Annotated in this window: 17 protein-coding genes; 12 read left to right on the top strand and 5 right to left on the bottom strand. The window is 57.2% G+C overall.

What is annotated here, in order from left to right; genetic code table 11:
- Positions 1 to 217: 217 nt before the first annotated feature.
- From ACVWYZ_RS02850 to ACVWYZ_RS02885, 8 genes are all read left to right on the top strand, one after another.
- Positions 218 to 1117 carry a glycine betaine ABC transporter substrate-binding protein gene (locus tag ACVWYZ_RS02850; protein WP_457466062.1) on the top strand — a complete coding sequence of 300 codons (900 nt, stop codon included), beginning with the start codon at positions 218 to 220 and terminating at the stop codon, positions 1115 to 1117.
- 25 nt (positions 1118 to 1142) lie between these two features.
- Positions 1143 to 2111 (top strand): ABC transporter ATP-binding protein, encoded by a 969-nt coding sequence (locus ACVWYZ_RS02855; protein WP_457465925.1) that lies wholly within the window; start codon positions 1143 to 1145, stop codon positions 2109 to 2111.
- Entirely contained in the window at positions 2108 to 2725 is a 618-nt protein-coding gene (locus tag ACVWYZ_RS02860; RefSeq protein ID WP_457465927.1) for an ABC transporter permease, read from the top strand. The genes ACVWYZ_RS02855 and ACVWYZ_RS02860 overlap by 4 nt, the downstream gene beginning before the upstream one ends.
- Before the next feature lie 83 nt (positions 2726 to 2808).
- Positions 2809 to 3450: a sigma-70 family RNA polymerase sigma factor gene (locus ACVWYZ_RS02865; protein WP_457465929.1), complete on the top strand. Its 642-nt coding sequence runs from the start codon at positions 2809 to 2811 to the stop codon at positions 3448 to 3450.
- 48 nt (positions 3451 to 3498) lie between these two features.
- Complete coding sequence (locus tag ACVWYZ_RS02870) at positions 3499 to 4323, top strand: anti-sigma factor domain-containing protein (protein WP_457465930.1); 825 nt, start codon at positions 3499 to 3501, stop codon at positions 4321 to 4323.
- A gap of 1 nt (position 4324) precedes the next feature.
- Positions 4325 to 5011, top strand: a complete 687-nt coding sequence (locus ACVWYZ_RS02875; protein WP_457465932.1) for a VanW family protein — start codon at positions 4325 to 4327, stop codon at positions 5009 to 5011.
- Positions 5012 to 5407: 396 nt separating this feature from the next.
- Positions 5408 to 6418: an ACR3 family arsenite efflux transporter gene (gene arsB, locus ACVWYZ_RS02880; protein WP_457465934.1), complete on the top strand. Its 1011-nt coding sequence runs from the start codon at positions 5408 to 5410 to the stop codon at positions 6416 to 6418.
- 17 nt (positions 6419 to 6435) lie between these two features.
- The gene (locus ACVWYZ_RS02885; protein ID WP_414357575.1) at positions 6436 to 6852 is read left to right on the top strand and encodes an arsenate reductase ArsC; all 417 of its coding nucleotides are present in this window, start codon (positions 6436 to 6438) and stop codon (positions 6850 to 6852) included.
- A gap of 51 nt (positions 6853 to 6903) precedes the next feature.
- Here ACVWYZ_RS02885 and ACVWYZ_RS02890 read toward each other — a convergent pair whose 3' ends face one another.
- The 3 genes from ACVWYZ_RS02890 to ACVWYZ_RS02900 form a co-directional block, all read right to left on the bottom strand.
- Entirely contained in the window at positions 6904 to 7977 is a 1074-nt protein-coding gene (locus ACVWYZ_RS02890; RefSeq protein ID WP_457465936.1) for a PKD domain-containing protein, read from the bottom strand.
- Positions 7978 to 8097: 120 nt separating this feature from the next.
- A complete protein-coding gene (tilS, locus tag ACVWYZ_RS02895) occupies positions 8098 to 9081 on the bottom strand; it encodes a tRNA lysidine(34) synthetase TilS (RefSeq protein WP_457465937.1) in 984 nt (327 codons plus the stop codon).
- Between the two features lie 53 nt (positions 9082 to 9134).
- Complete coding sequence (locus tag ACVWYZ_RS02900; protein WP_457465939.1) at positions 9135 to 10304, bottom strand: HrcA family transcriptional regulator; 1170 nt, start codon at positions 10302 to 10304, stop codon at positions 9135 to 9137.
- Between the two features lie 427 nt (positions 10305 to 10731).
- Here ACVWYZ_RS02900 and ACVWYZ_RS02905 point away from each other — a divergent pair, with 427 nt between their 5' ends.
- From ACVWYZ_RS02905 to ACVWYZ_RS02915, 3 genes are all read left to right on the top strand, one after another.
- Positions 10732 to 11034, top strand: a complete 303-nt coding sequence (locus tag ACVWYZ_RS02905; protein WP_011433938.1) for an urease subunit gamma — start codon at positions 10732 to 10734, stop codon at positions 11032 to 11034.
- Between the two features lie 71 nt (positions 11035 to 11105).
- Positions 11106 to 11534: an urease subunit beta gene (locus tag ACVWYZ_RS02910; protein WP_414383119.1), complete on the top strand. Its 429-nt coding sequence runs from the start codon at positions 11106 to 11108 to the stop codon at positions 11532 to 11534.
- A 121-nt stretch (positions 11535 to 11655) separates the two neighbouring features.
- Positions 11656 to 11910 (top strand): hypothetical protein, encoded by a 255-nt coding sequence (locus ACVWYZ_RS02915; RefSeq protein ID WP_414357571.1) that lies wholly within the window; start codon positions 11656 to 11658, stop codon positions 11908 to 11910.
- A 207-nt stretch (positions 11911 to 12117) separates the two neighbouring features.
- On the opposite strand, the gene ACVWYZ_RS02920 is transcribed toward ACVWYZ_RS02915, so the two are convergent.
- Complete coding sequence (locus ACVWYZ_RS02920) at positions 12118 to 14553, bottom strand: endonuclease MutS2 (RefSeq protein WP_457465942.1); 2436 nt, start codon at positions 14551 to 14553, stop codon at positions 12118 to 12120.
- 7 nt (positions 14554 to 14560) lie between these two features.
- Positions 14561 to 14731 (bottom strand): hypothetical protein, encoded by a 171-nt coding sequence (locus ACVWYZ_RS02925; RefSeq protein ID WP_187147233.1) that lies wholly within the window; start codon positions 14729 to 14731, stop codon positions 14561 to 14563.
- Between the two features lie 295 nt (positions 14732 to 15026).
- Here ACVWYZ_RS02925 and ACVWYZ_RS02930 point away from each other — a divergent pair, with 295 nt between their 5' ends.
- On the top strand, positions 15027 to 15431 hold the full coding sequence (locus ACVWYZ_RS02930) for an NIL domain-containing protein (RefSeq protein ID WP_414331905.1): 405 nt from the start codon (positions 15027 to 15029) through the stop codon (positions 15429 to 15431).
- Positions 15432 to 15450: the final 19 nt, after the last annotated feature.

Consider the following 15450-nt stretch of genomic DNA (forward strand, 5'->3'; position numbering starts at 1 on the left):
GATGAGCACCGCTGCTGTGGAGGGGCAACCTGACACGGTAAGTGCTGTCGCAGAACCAGGAACCAGAATCCCCTGCCTTTAGGCAGGGGAGTATGTCAAGGCTCAGGGAAAATAATGGTTTAATGGTGGTTTGACAGCCAAAACTTCCTGGCCCAGGCCGGAACTCTCTTGGCAGGGCCCCTTGATCTTGAGTTTGGGATCCCTTCTCACCTTGTCTATGCTGAAAACCACTCGTCGCTTGGCCCTGCTAGCCCTGTTGGGGCTGGCGGTTCTTGTTCTCGCTCCCCAGAGGGGCCTCGCCAGGCCCATCATCGTCGGCTCCAAGGACTTTACCGAGCAGTTTATTCTGGGGGAAATGTACGCCTTAGCCCTGGAGGCGGCAGGGTTCACGGTGGAGCGCAAGCTCAACCTGGGGGGCACGCCGGTAGCTCATGCGGGCTTGTTGAGCGGCGAGATCGATCTCTACCCCGAGTACACCGGCACTGGCCTGCTGACAGTGCTCAAGTTGCCCACCAGCGGCGACCCGGCAGAGGTGTACGCGACGGTGGCCCGCGAGTACGAGAGCCGGTTCCGATTGATTTGGCTGGATCCCGCCCCCATGAACAACACTCAGGCCCTGGCCATGACCCGAACTAGAGCGGCTGAGCTGGGCATCGCCACCATCTCGGACATGGTGGCCAAAGCGGGCGAGCTGGTGATGATCGGGCCGCCGGAGTTTCAAGCCCGCGAAGATGGACTACCCGGGATCCAAGCAGCTTACGGCAATTTTCGGCTCAAAGCCTACAAAGCGGTGGATCCCGGCCTGCGCTACCAGGGCTTGGTCAATGGGGAAGCGGATGTGGCGGTGGCCTTTGGCACCGATGGGGAAATTGCCGCCTTTGACCTGGTGCTGCTGGAGGATGACAAGCAGCTTTTCCCCCCCTACCAGGTGGCGCCGGTGGTGCGCAAGGATACCCTGGAGGCCAACCCGGGCATTGCTGCTGCTTTGAATGCCCTCTCCCCTCTGCTGACGGATGAGGTGATGCAGCGGTTGAACTACGAGGTGAGCGGCAACCGCAAGGAGCCGGCGGAGGTGGCCAGAGCCTTCTTGGTGGAAGCCGGCATCCTGAAGAAATAATCTTGCCCTTGCACGAGGCCCTGAGGTGAGCACCGTTGAGTTCGAGCGGGTGTCGCTGCGCTTTCCCCACAGTTCCCAGCCGGCTGTGGACGAGTGCAGTTTTTCCGTGGAGTCGGGCCAGTTGGTGGTCATTTTGGGGCCTTCTGGCTGCGGCAAAACCACCCTTCTGAAAATGGTGAATCGCCTACTGGATCCCACCCAGGGGCAGATTCGCTTGGACGGGCGGGATATCCGCCAGTTTCCCGTCACGGCTCTGCGGCAGCGGATCGGCTATGTTATCCAGCAATCGGGGCTGTTTCCCCACATGACGGTGGCCCAGAATGTGGCGGTGGTGCCGCGACTTTTGGGATGGGCGAAGGAGCGCATCCGCGAGCGGGTGGACGAGCTGCTCAGCTTGGTTAATTTGCCCCCCCATGAGTACAGAAACCGCTACCCTGCTCAACTGTCGGGCGGACAACAACAGCGGGTCGGTCTGGCTCGGGCCCTGGCCGGGGATCCAGGGCTGCTGCTGATGGACGAGCCTTTTGGGGCCATCGATGCCATTACCCGCAGCAAGCTGCAAGATGAGATCCTGCGCCTGCAACGGCAATTGAAAAAAACCATCCTGTTCGTCTCCCACGATGTGGAGGAGGCGCTGCGCCTGGCGGATCGCATTTTGGTGATGCAGAAGGGGCGGGTGGCGCAGTTCGATACTCCCTTTCGGCTGCTCACCCAACCGGCTACTCCCTTTGTTAAGGAACTGCTGGGGGCAGATGACATGGTGCGGCAACTGAGTGTGCTGCGGGTGGAAACGGCGATGGCCGGGATCCCGCACAACCACAAAATCCAAGAGGGAGCGATGGTGAGGCCCCAGGCCACTTTGCGGCAAGCCTTGTCCCTGCTGTTGCGCACAGGGGCGGCAGCCCTGACGGTGTGGGAGGACGGGCGGGCCATCGGCGTTTTGACCTTGGATCACATTCGCAGCTTGGCCATGCTGGAGGGGGGATCCGCGTGAGCTATCTCCTCAGCCATCCCGGCCTGGTGTGGCAGCTCACCCAAGAGCATTTGGCGATGGTGGGGATGACCCTGGGCGTGGCGGTGGTGCTGGCGCTGCCGTTGGCCCTGCTGATCCATCAGGTGCGCTGGTTGGCCCTGCCGGTCATGGGGATCCTCAGCATCCTGTACACGGTGCCCAGCCTGGCTTTGATTATTTTGTTGGTGCCCTGGTTTGGCCTGAATGCCCGCTCGGTGGTGGTGGCGATGGTGATCTACACGCAGGTGATCTTGGTGCGCCACTTTTGCGTGGGCCTGCGCTCGGTCGAGCCTGCCATTCTGGAAGCGGCCAAGGGCATGGGGATGAACTTCTGGCAACGGTGGTGGCAGGTGCAGGTGCCGCTCATGCTGCCGATTGTCTTGGCAGGGCTGCGCTTGGCGGCGATTGTGGCCATTGCCATTGCCACCGTGGGGGCCAAGTTTGGGGCGGGAGGACTGGGCACCCTGCTGTTCGATGGCATTGCCCAGGCCGGTCGCTACGACAAGATCTGGGCCGGATCCCTGGCGGTGGGATCCCTGGCCTTGCTGGTGAACACAGCCTTGCTCAGCCTGGAATGGGCGGCCCGTCGTGGCTGAGGGGGTAGACTTAAGGACTCCGTCCCGCTGGCGCGATCGGGCAGGTTTATCCTCTAGTTGTGTGGGGCGAAACTGGGTGTAGCATGGGTGAGCAACCAGGGACTCCGTCCCGCTGGCGTAAGCGGGTGAGAGATTGGTCATCCCGCGCCGATTGGGAGCTGATGGAAGCGCTCAAGGCGGGGCAACCTGCTGCTCTGGCTGCGCTCTACGATCGCTATGCCGGCTTGGTCTATGGGCTGGCCTTCAAGATCCTGGGCCACGTGGCCGAGGCAGAAGACCTGACTCAGGAGGTGTTTGTCGAGCTGTGGCGCAAGGCCGGCTATGATCCTCGGCGGGGATCCCTGAGCAGTTTTTTATGCGTGCTGACCCGTTCGCGGGCCATTGACCGTCTGCGTTCTCAGGGCAGCCATCAACTTCTGTTGAAACGCTGGCAAACCCTTCTCAGCGCCGTTCGTGTTGACGGAACGGAGTCCCATAGCAAGATCCCGCTCCCTTTTGAGCAGGTTTCCATCGAGGAGCGGCGGCAAGCGGTGCAAGCGGCCCTCAGCCAATTGCCCGAAAACCAACGGCAGATCCTGGAGTTGCTCTATTACCAAGGGTTGAGCCAGGCGGACATTGCTCGCCAATTGGGGATCCCGTTGGGGACGGTTAAGACCCGCTCTCGCCAAGCTCTCTGCAAATTGCGGGGATCCCTGCGCGCCCTTCTGGGTTTCTGCTCGCGTTAGCGGGACGGAGTCCTAGGTTTGGAGTTGAGTTCTGGTGTCGGGATGGCCATGTCTGATTGCGTCAGCGGGACGGAGTCCTTTCGCGTCGGCGGGACGGAGTCCTTATCCACCTCGCCCCCTTTAACAGAGGAACGGGAAGAACTGGCCGGCTATCTGCTGGGGGACTTGTCTCCCGAGCAGGCGAGTGCTCTAGAGGCACGCCTAACTCAAGACCCTCGGCTGGTGGCCGAACTGCAAGCCTTGCAAGAAACCTTGGAATTGTTGCCCTACGGATTGCCAGGAGTACTCCCGCCTGCCAGCTTGCGCGATAAGGTGATGGCAGAGGTGGGGGCTATCGGCTTACGCGAGCAGGAGATGGCAGTCCCCCTTCACTCTCCACTGCCTGCTTTTGGGGTGGGGTGGCGCTGGTTGGGAGGCTTGGTGGCGGCAATTTTGGTTCTGCTCAGCTTGGACAACTGGCGACTGCGGCAAGCTCTGCAACTGGCCCAGCTAGAATCGGTGCGGGCATTATCCCATCTCTTGCAACAGCCGGGATCCCGTCTGGTGCATTTGCAGGGGGAGGCGGGGACGGCCAACGTGCTGTTTCGCCCAGGAGACTGGCAGGAGGTTATCTTGGCCGCACGGGATCTGCCCCAACCGGTGGCGGGGGAGCGCTACTCCCTCTGGCTCAAGCTGGACAATGGCGAGTTCCTCTACTGTGGCGACTTTCAGGTGGATGCCCAAGGCTCTGCCCTGGTGGCCCTACGCCCATCCCGCACGCTGCCGACAGGTGCCCGTGCCCAAGAGCTGGTGATTGCGACCGGCTCCCGTCAACTGCCCGCTCGCGCCAGCGGGACGGAGTCCTTGAAACCCCTTCTGAAGGGCAAAGTGTGAGGTGAGAGGAAAGGTTGGCCTGCAAAGGTTAGCTGTGTTGGTGGGGGTGCTGCTGGCCCTTCTGGCTTTGTGGTGGACGGATCCCACGCCAACAACCCTAAGCCACTACGTGACTTCTTTGCGGGAGCGTACCCCTTCTCAGCTCCACAACATTCGCCAAGCCGCCCAAAGCCTGGATGGGGTTTACATCATGCCTGCAGCACGCTCACGGGAACAGGCAGGAGCGATTTTTTCCTTCAACCAAGTGGTGGGGCCCCGCAGCCTGGAACGAGGCTATGTGCCCGCGCCGGTGTTTATGGTGGCCGAAACCCTGGATTCGGTTGGGGGAGGAATCTGTCAGGTGTCCTCTAGCCTTTACAATGCTGCTCTGTTGGCAGGGCTGGAGGTGGTGGAGAGGCACCCCCATTACCGGCAGGTGGAATCGGTGCCCCCTGGCCTGGATGCCACCGTTTGGTACGGCTTGGCCGACCTCAAGCTGCGCAACCCTTTCCCCTGGCCGGTGCGCTTGCGAGTTCAGATCCGCGGCCAAAATCTGATCGTGTCCGTGCTGGGACGGGGATCCCGCCGCGCCCTGAGGATCCCGCCCATCCGTGTAGAGCGGCACCGGCTGGATCCCCAGCATTTGCAGGTGAGCGTGTATCGGGGCAACGAGCGCCTCTCCCAGGATCGCTATGTCGTCGCTCCCTAGCCTCTCATCTTGCCCTCATTGGCCCCCTGCTTCCGCTTCTCAGAGGCAGCTCCCCAGCAACCTCAAGGGGGGCAGGAGGATCCATGTCAATTTCTACACCAACCCAGTTAGCGACAGGGTCGGCGACAAGCCTCAAACCCTGATTCTTCCGTTGACCCGGTCGATCCCGCTCTGGGCAAGGGTTTCAGGCCCCTCGGCGGGGAAAAACAAGGGGAAATTGCAGCCGTTCGCGCCAGCGGGACGGAGTCCTTTCGCGCCAGCGGGACGGAGTCCTTAAACGAGACCCTGTCGATCTAGGCCCCTGGATCCCGCTCTGGGTAAGGGTTATAATGGGGGGGGGTCGCTTCCCTTCGGGGAAGTGGAATTAATGGAAACGCTGTAATTAAATTTCAACCCATGAAGTTTTTTGAAAAATACCTTACCGTTTGGGTCTCGCTATGCATTGCTGCAGGCATTGGTCTTGGGAAAATACTGGGGAATTCTGTTTCGGTGCTTGAAAGCTGGCATATATATACCATCAACATTCCGGTAGCGATGTTGGTTTGGATGATGATCTACCCGATGATGGTACAGATTGATTTTTCATCGATAGGCGGTGTTTCAAAAAATTGGAAAGGGCTGGCGCTGACAGTTACTGTAAACTGGCTGATCAAACCTTTCACCATGGCATTGTTTGGATGGATTTTCTTTAAAAATCTGTATGCTACCTGGATCACTCCGGAAGATGCAGACCAGTACCTGGCAGGTGCCATTCTGCTGGGTGCCGCACCCTGCACAGCCATGGTGTTTGTGTGGAGTTATTTGGTAAAAGGCGATGCCAATTATACGTTAATACAAGTTTCAGTCAACGATCTTATTCTGCCGGTTGCATTTGTACCCATTGTAAAATGGCTGCTGGGAGTAACCAACGTACAGATACCGTATGAAGTACTGATTACTTCGGTGGTTGTTTTTGTTGTTATACCGCTAACTACGGGCTATCTGACCAATCGGATATTGCTTCAACGAAAAGGAAAGGATTGGTTTGAACAAAAATTTCTTCCGGCACTTCGTCCTGTTTCCATACTAGCATTGCTTTCAACCCTGGTTTTACTCTTTGCCTTTCAGGGCGAACACATACTGGATCATCCATACACCATTTTGTTGATAGCCATACCACTGACCATTCAAACCTACTTCATATTTTTTATAACCTGGCTGGGTGGAAAATTGCTCCGTTTATCACATCCGGTTTGTGCACCGGCTGCGATGATTGGTGCCAGTAATTTTTTTGAACTCGCAGTTGCCGTGGCCATATCACTTTTTGGTCTTAATTCAGGTGCGTCGTTAGCCACGGTGGTTGGTGTACTCATAGAAGTACCCATCATGTTATCGTTGGTAGCCATCGCTAACAGTTGGAGGTATTAAATTAAAAAATTCATAGCATGAAAAAAATCTTGGTTTTATGCACAGGTAATAGCTGCCGTAGTCAAATGGTACATGGTTATTTAGAAAATCTGTTACAAGGTAAAGCTCATATTTACAGTGCCGGTATTGAGATGCATGGCGTAAATCCGAGAGCCATACAAATCATGAAGGAAGATGGAATTGATATCAGTCATCATACCAGCAACCATGTAAATGAATACTTAAACATACCCTTTGATTACATCATCACGGTATGTGATCATGCCAGAGAAAACTGTCCGTACATACCAGGTAATTCCATTCGCATACATCATAGTTTTTCTGATCCTGCCAAAGCAACCGGAAGTGAAGAAGAAATTATGCATGCATTTCGTATGGTTCGAAATGAGATACGCACATTCTGCGAAGAATTTTCAAAGACTATCATTGCTTAATCCTAGTAAGAAAACACAAACAAAAAAGCCCCGGTTACGGGGCTTTCTGATTTATTTTACAACCATGATGCGTTGTGTTATCGCTTGTTTTCCGTCAGATATTCTAAGAAGATAAATTCCAGAAGACAATCCGTCTGTGATCAAAGTTATTTGCTGCTGAGATGGAGCAATGGTAAATTGCTGCAACACCTGACCCAGTGTTGTCATCAGTTCTCCTTTCAACGGTTCGGCAGAAGCCAATTGCAGAGCAATGGTAATCATATCAGTAGCCGGATTGGGATGCACCAAAAAGTTGGAGGTATTCATCACTTCATCCAGCGAAGAACAGTTAAGTACTGTAACCGATGCAGTGGCAGTTGCTGTACATCCGTTAGTAGCTGTGGCTGTAACGGTATAGGTAGTAGTGGATGCAGGGCTTACATTGATGGAAGCAGTATTAGCACCTGTATTCCAAGTAAAACTATTACCACCAGAAGCAGTAAGATTTACAGAGCTTCCCTGACAAATAGTACCGCCACCACTTATAGTAGGTGTAGGCAAAGGATTCATCACAATACTGGCTGTTGCCGTGTTTGTTCCGTTTAAATTGCTAGCTGTTAATGTTACAGTATATGTCCCCGCTGAATTAAATGTTACAGTAGGGCTGGCAGCCGTACTTGTTGAAGGAGTTCCGCCGGGGAAGGACCAGCTATAGGAAGTAGCATTGGTAGATGTATTGGTAAATGTAATACTTTGCCCTGCACAGATGTTAGTTGATGAAACATTAAAAGAAGCGCTTGGTGGTGTATTGGTTGCAGCACTAATGTTTATATCATCCAGATAAGTAACATTTCCCCATCCACTTCGCAATTGGAATCTGATTCTGGCGGCGGTTTGAGAAGCATACGGGCTTAAATCTATTGTCTTGGTTGCCCATTGTGATGGGGTAGGTACAAATGCAGTGGTCATATCAGGTGCTGTAGCCAATGGACTCGGGCCTGTATTATTACCATAAGATGCTAATCGTATCCAAGTATTGCCACAATCAGTGGTGATACTTACTATTAATGAATCAGTCGCTTCCCTTCGGGGAAGTGGAATTAATGGAAACAGCCATGCGTGATTGTGGATGAACAGCAGATCCACGTCGCTTCCCTTCGGGGAAGTGGAATTAATGGAAACAGACAGGCTGACAGATCGGCGTTGGGCAGCGTCGCGTTGCTTCCCTTCGGGGAAGTGGAATTAATGGAAAAATTAATGGAAACATTAATGGAAACAAACCAAGTGATCCCCTTTCACTTCCAGCCAGTGCCCACCTGGATAATCGGGGCTACGGCTGCCTCGGTCTGCTTTTAAGAGCTGGATCCCGGCTTCTACCTGTTCAAAGGTGGGGTGGTGGGGCAACACCAAAGACAAAAATTGAAACATCACCTGCCGCTGCAGAGCCAAGGGGGCAGCCCGCAAGGGATCCCGTCGCAGCCCTGGCAAAGCGGGCTCATATACCTGTGGCCATAGCTGAGCTGCTTGAGCTACCACCAGCTCATGTTCTGCTTGCAGCAGTGTGGCAGCCCGATTCAGGGCCGCTTCCAGTTGCGGGTTGAAGTGCTGTTTCAAGTAAGGCATCACCTCCAGGCGGAGACGGTTGCGGCCATGGGCCAGATCTTGGTTGCTGCGATCCGGCCAGACCGGCAATTGGTGCTGCTGGCAAAATTGCTCGGTTTCCCAACGGTATAGCTCCAGCAGGGGTCGCACCACTTGGGCAGAGGTGGGATCCCGGTCGTCTAGGTGCCGCTGCCAATCCAGGCTGCTCAGCCCGGCGGCTCCTGTTCCCCGCAACAAGTTCCACAAAAACGTCTCTGCTCGATCCGTGGCCGTATGCCCCATCACCACGGCGCTGCAATCCCAGATGCGGGCCCATTTCTCCAGTTGTTGGTAGCGCCAAGCCCTGGCCCCTGCTTCGTCTCGGCGGATGGGATCCGCAGTCTCAACAGCATGAGGTAGTCCCTGCTGCTGCAGCCACCCCTGCAAAAAGCGGGCACACTCCGTTTCATCTGCCGACCAGCGGTGATCACAATGCAGAACAAATATCTGCCAGCCCCAGCGAGGCTGTAGATCCCGCAGGATTTGGAGCAGGCAAAAAGAATCTTGCCCGCCCGAAAAAGCCACCAGCAGCCGCTGGCCAGGGTGAAGAAGTTGCCGCTGCCGAATGGCGCACTGTACCCGCAGGTGGAGAGGAGAGAGCCTGGCCACAGCTTGCTATTGCTCACGTACAACCCAGACCCTGCCTGCCTTCATGGGATCCCTTAGGCAAGAGCCCGGGTCAGATGAGAGGCCACCGCCTGCACAGCAGCAATGCTGCGTTCGTAGGCCATTCGGGTCGGCCCCAGCAAGGTGACGGTGCCCAGAGGAGCCGAGCGACGGTGGTAAGTGGAGGCGATAACCGTGCAGTGGTGCAGAGACTCCAGTGGATTCTCGCTGCCAATGTAGATGATCACCGGGATCTTGGGGGCAGGCTGTCCTGACTCTTGATCCATCTCCGTTGAGCTCGGCAGAGGAGGCAGATGCGCCAACTGCGGATCACCCCCATCGGCAAAATGGAGCCCGATCATCCCCTGCAGTTGCTTGGCTCCCTCCTCGATCAACTGCATCACCGCCTGCACCTGCCGGGCCTGGGAAAACTCCGGCTGACGCATCAACTCGGCCATGCCGGCACTGAACACCTGTCCCAGCGAGGGCTGCAGATACCGTTGCACCACCGAGCGCAGCAGTTGCTGCAGCCAATGGCTGTAGGTACGAAATTCTTCATCCAGTTTTAGCCAGCTCAGATCTTGCAGCTCGGCAAAGGTTTTGCCCCGCAGCTTCAGGGTGAGAAAGTTGCTGAGCAATTGCAGTTCATCTTCCAAATCCTCGCGGGAGTCGCTGGGCCAGTCGGGGGGGCTGACCAGAGCCGAATGGGTTTGATAAGAGTCGGTCACCACCAACACCATCACCCGCCCTGGCGCTACCGACACCAACTGCACATGATGAATGGCTACCACCGGCCCCTGAGGAGGGGTGATAAGAGCAATGCAACCGCTCAGATGGGCCAAAAGCTGGGCCACCCTTTGTAGGAGACTGTCCAAGTCATCTCCCAGCTCACGGCCAAGCTGATCCATCAACTGTTGCAGAGCGGGATGGGGATCCGGCTGAGGAGCATCGTGAGGGATCCCACCGCTGTTGGCGGAGGTCAACAAATCGTTGACATAAACCCGATAGCCAAAGTCGGAAGGAACCCGTCCGGCGGAGGTGTGAGGCTGAAACAGCAATCCCACTTGCTCAAGGGTGGCCAAGTCGTTGCGAATGGTGGCCGTGCTCACCCCAAAGTTATAGGACTGGGCCAAGGTTTTGGAACCGACAGGTTCAGCCGTCGCAATGTAGCTACGCACTGTCGCCCAGAGAATCTTCCGCTGGCGGGGAGTCAGTTCGAGTTTCATAGCCGATCAAAAGAACCCAGTCAACGCCTATCAAAGGAAACTGTTAATACAGAGCCGGTAAATTGCTCCAGGATAAACCAACTCAGAGCTGAGATAGGAATCCAGACAGACTTTTACATCTTCTAATCTATATGCATCTATTGTTACTCTTTATATAGCGGGTTGCCTAGGAAGGAAGTTGCAAAACCCGATGTCGGAAGAGGTTGAGACTGCTGCTTGTGCAGGAGAGAGTGAAATCTCTTGTAGCCTGGGCTCCCCTTTTTTGCCCAGAGGTGGTAGAAGATGAACTACGGCTAGCCACCTTGTTGCGTAGCAACAGTCCGCTGCGCCAAGACTGGGGATTTCTGCGCATGAGTTCGGTCAACTCTAGGCCAACTGGGCCTGCTGCTGTCCTCTTTGTATCCTTTTTTATCTTTGAGGTTGCCCCATGTACTTATCCCCCCAGGAGAAAGACAAGTTGTTGATCTACCTGGCTGCCCAGTTGGCTCGGGATCGGCGGCAGCGGGGCCTCAAACTCAATTACCCTGAGGCAGTGGCCTACTTGAGCGCAGCGGTTTTGGAGGGGGCGCGGGAAGGGAAAACGGTCGCCCAATTGATGAGCGAGGGGCTGACGTGGCTGACCCGCGAGGACGTAATGCCCGGGATCCCGGAGATGATCCCCGAAATCCAAGTGGAAGCCACCTTTCCCGACGGCACCAAGCTGGTTACCTTGCACCATCCCATTCGCTAGCGTCGGGGCTGCCCGCTTTCAGGGATCCCCCAGATGCTCCAAAGACCGAAAAACTTCAGGAGGTTGTCCCCATGCCCTCTGGCCGCAAATCCAAAACCACGCCTGGCGCCAACGCGGAGCCAGCCCTAATCCCAGGGGAACTGCTGCTGGCAGAGGATCCCATCCAGGCCAACGTCGGGCGGGCCACCGTGACCCTGGAGGTTACCAACCGAGGGGATCGGCCCATTCAGGTGGGATCCCATTTTCACTTTTTTGAGGTGAACCGAGCCCTGGTTTTCGATCGCGCCGCCAGCTTTGGCATGCGCCTCAACATTCCTTCCGGCAATGCGGTGCGTTTTGAGCCAGGCCAAACCCATCGGGTGACGCTGGTGGCTTTGGGGGGCAAGGGGTTGGTGCATGGCTTCAATCGGCTCACGGAGGGTACGGTACGCTCTGCCGCCCAAAAGCGGCTGGCCCTGGCCCGATTGCAGGAGTGGATGGGTCAAGCAGCCAATCCCTAGGGAGTACCGCCCCCCCCAAGTGTGCAGCTTTGGGCAGCCGTGCCAAGGTTCAACCCCATCCCCGTCTCCGCTCAGATTCAGGACAGTAGGGCTATCCTATTTCTCCCCTAGGAGCGGGCAGATGTCAGAACGCGAGACTATCTTGTGGATGTGGGTGCAAGGCTTGGGGCTAAATCTTTCTGGGTTGGCGCTGTTGGCAGCAGCAGGCACCGCCTTTGGGCCTCTCAGTTGGACAGGTGCGACGGTGGCGGTGATGTTGAAGCTCATTGGAGATGGCCAACTGCTGCGGAGCTACTGGCTCTGGCGAAGCCGGCGACAACAGAGGGGATCCCAGCCCGTCAGCTCGGCAGCGGCAGTGCTCCAGAGTCAGGCTTGAGACAATCGCCAGCCCTTGTTCGGTCTCCGACCCAATAAAGCCAACTTAACCCTCCCTAGTCTCTCTTCCGAAGGGGGGAGGGAAGCTTGAGCTCACGGCTGTCTGGAGATGATAGCCCTCGGAAACCCTGTGGATCCTTGGGGCCCGGAGCTTTATCTCGGCTTTGGATCTGATCTGGATCTGAGTCCCCTCCGGCACCGGTAAGCCTCATTGCAGGTGAGCCACGGTCACTCCAGTACCGCCGTCTTGGGGATCAGCGGCTGAAAAACGCTGAACGCGGGGGTGATTTTGCAAGTAAGCTTGTACGCCGGCCCGCAAGCGCCCTGTGCCGTGGCCGTGGATGATCCAAACCGGGCCGGGAGGAGCTTGGGCAAAGTGCTGTTCCAAAATGGCCTCAGCATCAGCAACGGTTTTCCCCCTCAGATCGAGAGTGTTCTGACTGGTGCGCAGGTTCAGGGGAGCTGTGGCTGCAGGGGAGGGAGGTGGGGCTTTGGGGCGTTGGCGCTGCTTGGCCTGGTGTTCGTCAATGGGATCCAACTGCCCCCGTGGCACTGTGAATTTGAGGATGCCGCTGCGCACTACATATACATCTCCTTCGATGGCGATCACCTCTCCCGTCTGCCCCAAGCCTCTCAGCCGCACCCGATCTCCCACCTCTGGCACAAACTCCATATCCACAGGCGGCGGTGGGGGAGAGTAGCGCTGCTGGATTTGCGCCAGCTCGGCAGTAATGCGTTGGGGATCCTCTCCCTGCTGCAATTTGCGGATGGCGGCAGCCACTTCCTGACGGGCAGCAGCCAACAGGGCTTGCAGTTCTTGGTTTTGCTTCTGCTCCAGCCGGGCTTCTCGCTCGGCGATTTGGCGGCTACGCTGTTGCATTTGTTGATGTAGGCTCTCCAGCTCTCGATGCAGGGATCCCACCTGGGCCGCCCGCTCTTCCAATTGAGCTCGCTGCGCTTCCAGCCCGGCAATCACCTGATCCACCTGGCTTTCCCCCTGCAGGTGCTGCTGGGCCCGCCGCAGAATCTCTGGATCCAACTGCAGCCGTTGAGCAATGGTCAAGGCATTGGAGCGGCCTGGGATCCCCCACAAAAGGCGATAGGTGGGGGCCAGGGTGACCTCATCAAACTCCACCGAGGCATTTTCAAAGCAGGGATGTTGGTATTTCAGGGCCTTCAACTCGCCGTAGTGGGTGGTGGCCAGGGTGAGCAGCGCCTTTTCCGAGAGATACTCCAACAGCCCAGCCGCCAGGGCAGCGCCTTCGGTGGGATCCGTGCCCGCCCCCACCTCATCCAACAGGACAAGGGCCGGCTCTGGAGTGGACTGCAGGGCCTGTACCATGCGGCTGATGCGGCGGATGTGCCCTGAAAAGGTGGAGAGATTTTGTTGCAGCGATTGTTCGTCCCCAATGTCGGCGTAAACCCTGTCGAACCAAGGCAGTTGGGGCGGATCTTGAGCCGGCAGGAAGATCCCCGCCTTGGCCATGAGCACCAACAGCCCCAGGGTTTTCAAGGCAACGGTTTTGCCGCCGGTGTTGGGGCCGGTGATGACTACGACCCGAATCGAGTCCGAGAGGGTGAAGTCGATAGGGACAACAGCAGAGCCTTGACCCTCCGAAGGGGCAGCGGCGCGAGATTGCCAGAGCAGCAGGGGGTGCTTGGCCTGACGCAGGCGCAATCCTGCCGAGACAAACTGGGGACGATTGCCGTCCAGCCAGAGGCTGTAGCGACCCCGAGCCAGAGCCACATCCAACCCCACCATCACCCCCTGCAAATGCTCCAGATCGGTGGCGACGGAGGCCACCTGAGCCGAGAGCGCGGCTAAGATCCGCTCTTCCTCCGCCTGAATCTGAACTTGGGTTTCTCGCCAGCGGTTGCCCAGTTCCACCACGGCGTAGGGCTCCACATAGAGGGTGGCCCCACTGGCAGAGCTGTCATGCACAATGCCGCGGATGAGATCCCGATGGGTGGCCTTGACCATCAGGACAAACCGTCCCTGCCGCTGGCCGATCAGGTTGTCCTGCAGCGCCTGGGGGTACTGGCTCATCAACTGTTGCAGGCGCTCCTGGATCTGGCTGCGCTGTTGCCGTTGCTGCTGGCGCAGATTGGCAAGGGCAGGGCTGGCGCTGTCCCGCACCTCGCCATGTTCCTCCAGGCAGCGGAAGATCTCCTGCTCCAGCTCCGGGTAGGTGCGCAGGGTGCTCACCCAAGTTTGCAAGCGTGGCAGATGGTCGTGGTCGTCGATCAGACGACGAATGCGGCGGGCCGCCCCCAGAGTTGTAGCAATCTGCACCAGCTCTTCCCCGCTCAGGATCCCCCCCCGTTCAGCCCGTTCCAAAGCCGGCAGCAGGTTGTGGATCCCTGCCATGGAAAGGCCCCCCGCCTGTGTGCGATCGAGGCGGATCGCTTCCTCAGTCTGATCGAGGTAGGCTTCGCTATCGGCGCGGCTCTGCCAGGGATCCAGCTCTAGGCAGGCACGACGGCCCAAGGGTGTGGCAGCAAAGGTGGCCAAGTGTTGACAGAGGCGGGGCCACTCCAACAATTCCAAGGTTTCTTGCCCTTCGTCTTGGCGGGCCGTAGGCCCTGGGGAGGGATCGGGCTTGGAAAAGACTGGCAGCGGGTGCAAGGTGGGGACGGTGGGCATTAACCATTCAGCGATGCAAAGAACCCTGGAGACGCAGTTGCTTCATCTCCTGCAAAAACTGCTGTTGATACTTGAGGAAGGCCGTGTGCCACTCGCGGAAGCGACGTTCGCCATCCCGCACCAGCATCTGGCGGTACTGCTCTGAGTTGAGACGGGGCTGAGCAAAAGATGGGTTCATAGGGATCGGGGACGCTCTCCATCCTATTGTGGCAGGCTCTGGGTCGGCTTCCACAGATAGCTTTTGGTGAGAGGGGCACGCTGATAATGGCGCCGTTGTCTCACGCGCTGCCTCTGGTGATCTTCCCAAGAAGCTGAGCTCACCGAAAAACTGGGTTCAAAGCCCCGCCTTACCGCTGTGGGGTTCGCCTTGGGTGTCCTGTGGAGGGTGGAAGTGAGCTGCATTCACGGCCAAACTGAACCTCACAAGCCTGCCATACTGAAGGAAGTTGCTGCACTCAAAACACTCAAGATCCGTGCGCAAACGAGTCACCCTCATTTTCCCCCGCCATTTGGTGAATGTGCCTCTCACCTATCGGTTGGCCAAAGACTTCGATGTGGCTGCCAATATCGTGCGCGCCAGGGTAGCCCCCAACGAAGTGGGTACTTTGGTGGTGGAGCTGTCGGGGGATATCGACCAGGTGGAAGCAGGATTGGAATGGGTACAGTCTTTGGGCATTGAGGTGACTGAACGGGCCAAGGAAATTCAAATCGACCCAGACTTGTGTGTGGACTGTGGATTGTGTACGGGAGTTTGCCCAACCGAGGCCCTGAAGATTTCTGCTCCCAGCTGGAAGCTGGAGTTCTCCCGCAACCGCTGCGTCATGTGCGAACAGTGCGTACCCACCTGCCCCGTTGGGGCGATCAGCACCAGCTTGTAGTCAGTTGGCCGAGTTACCG

This window comes from Thermostichus sp. MS-CIW-37, from assembly GCF_054060065.1.

Bases quoted from the DNA above. Each gene is read 5' to 3' on its own strand.
- ACVWYZ_RS02850 (WP_457466062.1), top strand. From the start codon at position 218: ATGCTGAAAACCACTCGTCGCTTGGCCCTGCTAGCCCTGTTGGGGCTG.
- ACVWYZ_RS02865 (WP_457465929.1), top strand. From the start codon at position 2,809: ATGGGTGAGCAACCAGGGACTCCGTCCCGCTGGCGTAAGCGGGTGAGA.
- ACVWYZ_RS02870 (WP_457465930.1), top strand. From the start codon at position 3,499: ATGTCTGATTGCGTCAGCGGGACGGAGTCCTTTCGCGTCGGCGGGACG.
- arsB (WP_457465934.1), top strand. From the start codon at position 5,408: ATGAAGTTTTTTGAAAAATACCTTACCGTTTGGGTCTCGCTATGCATT.
- ACVWYZ_RS02885 (WP_414357575.1), top strand. From the start codon at position 6,436: ATGAAAAAAATCTTGGTTTTATGCACAGGTAATAGCTGCCGTAGTCAA.
- ACVWYZ_RS02900 (WP_457465939.1), bottom strand. From the start codon at position 10,304: ATGAAACTCGAACTGACTCCCCGCCAGCGGAAGATTCTCTGGGCGACA.
- ACVWYZ_RS02905 (WP_011433938.1), top strand. From the start codon at position 10,732: ATGTACTTATCCCCCCAGGAGAAAGACAAGTTGTTGATCTACCTGGCT.
- ACVWYZ_RS02910 (WP_414383119.1), top strand. From the start codon at position 11,106: ATGCCCTCTGGCCGCAAATCCAAAACCACGCCTGGCGCCAACGCGGAG.
- ACVWYZ_RS02915 (WP_414357571.1), top strand. From the start codon at position 11,656: ATGTCAGAACGCGAGACTATCTTGTGGATGTGGGTGCAAGGCTTGGGG.
- ACVWYZ_RS02920 (WP_457465942.1), bottom strand. From the start codon at position 14,553: ATGCCCACCGTCCCCACCTTGCACCCGCTGCCAGTCTTTTCCAAGCCC.
- ACVWYZ_RS02925 (WP_187147233.1), bottom strand. From the start codon at position 14,731: ATGAACCCATCTTTTGCTCAGCCCCGTCTCAACTCAGAGCAGTACCGC.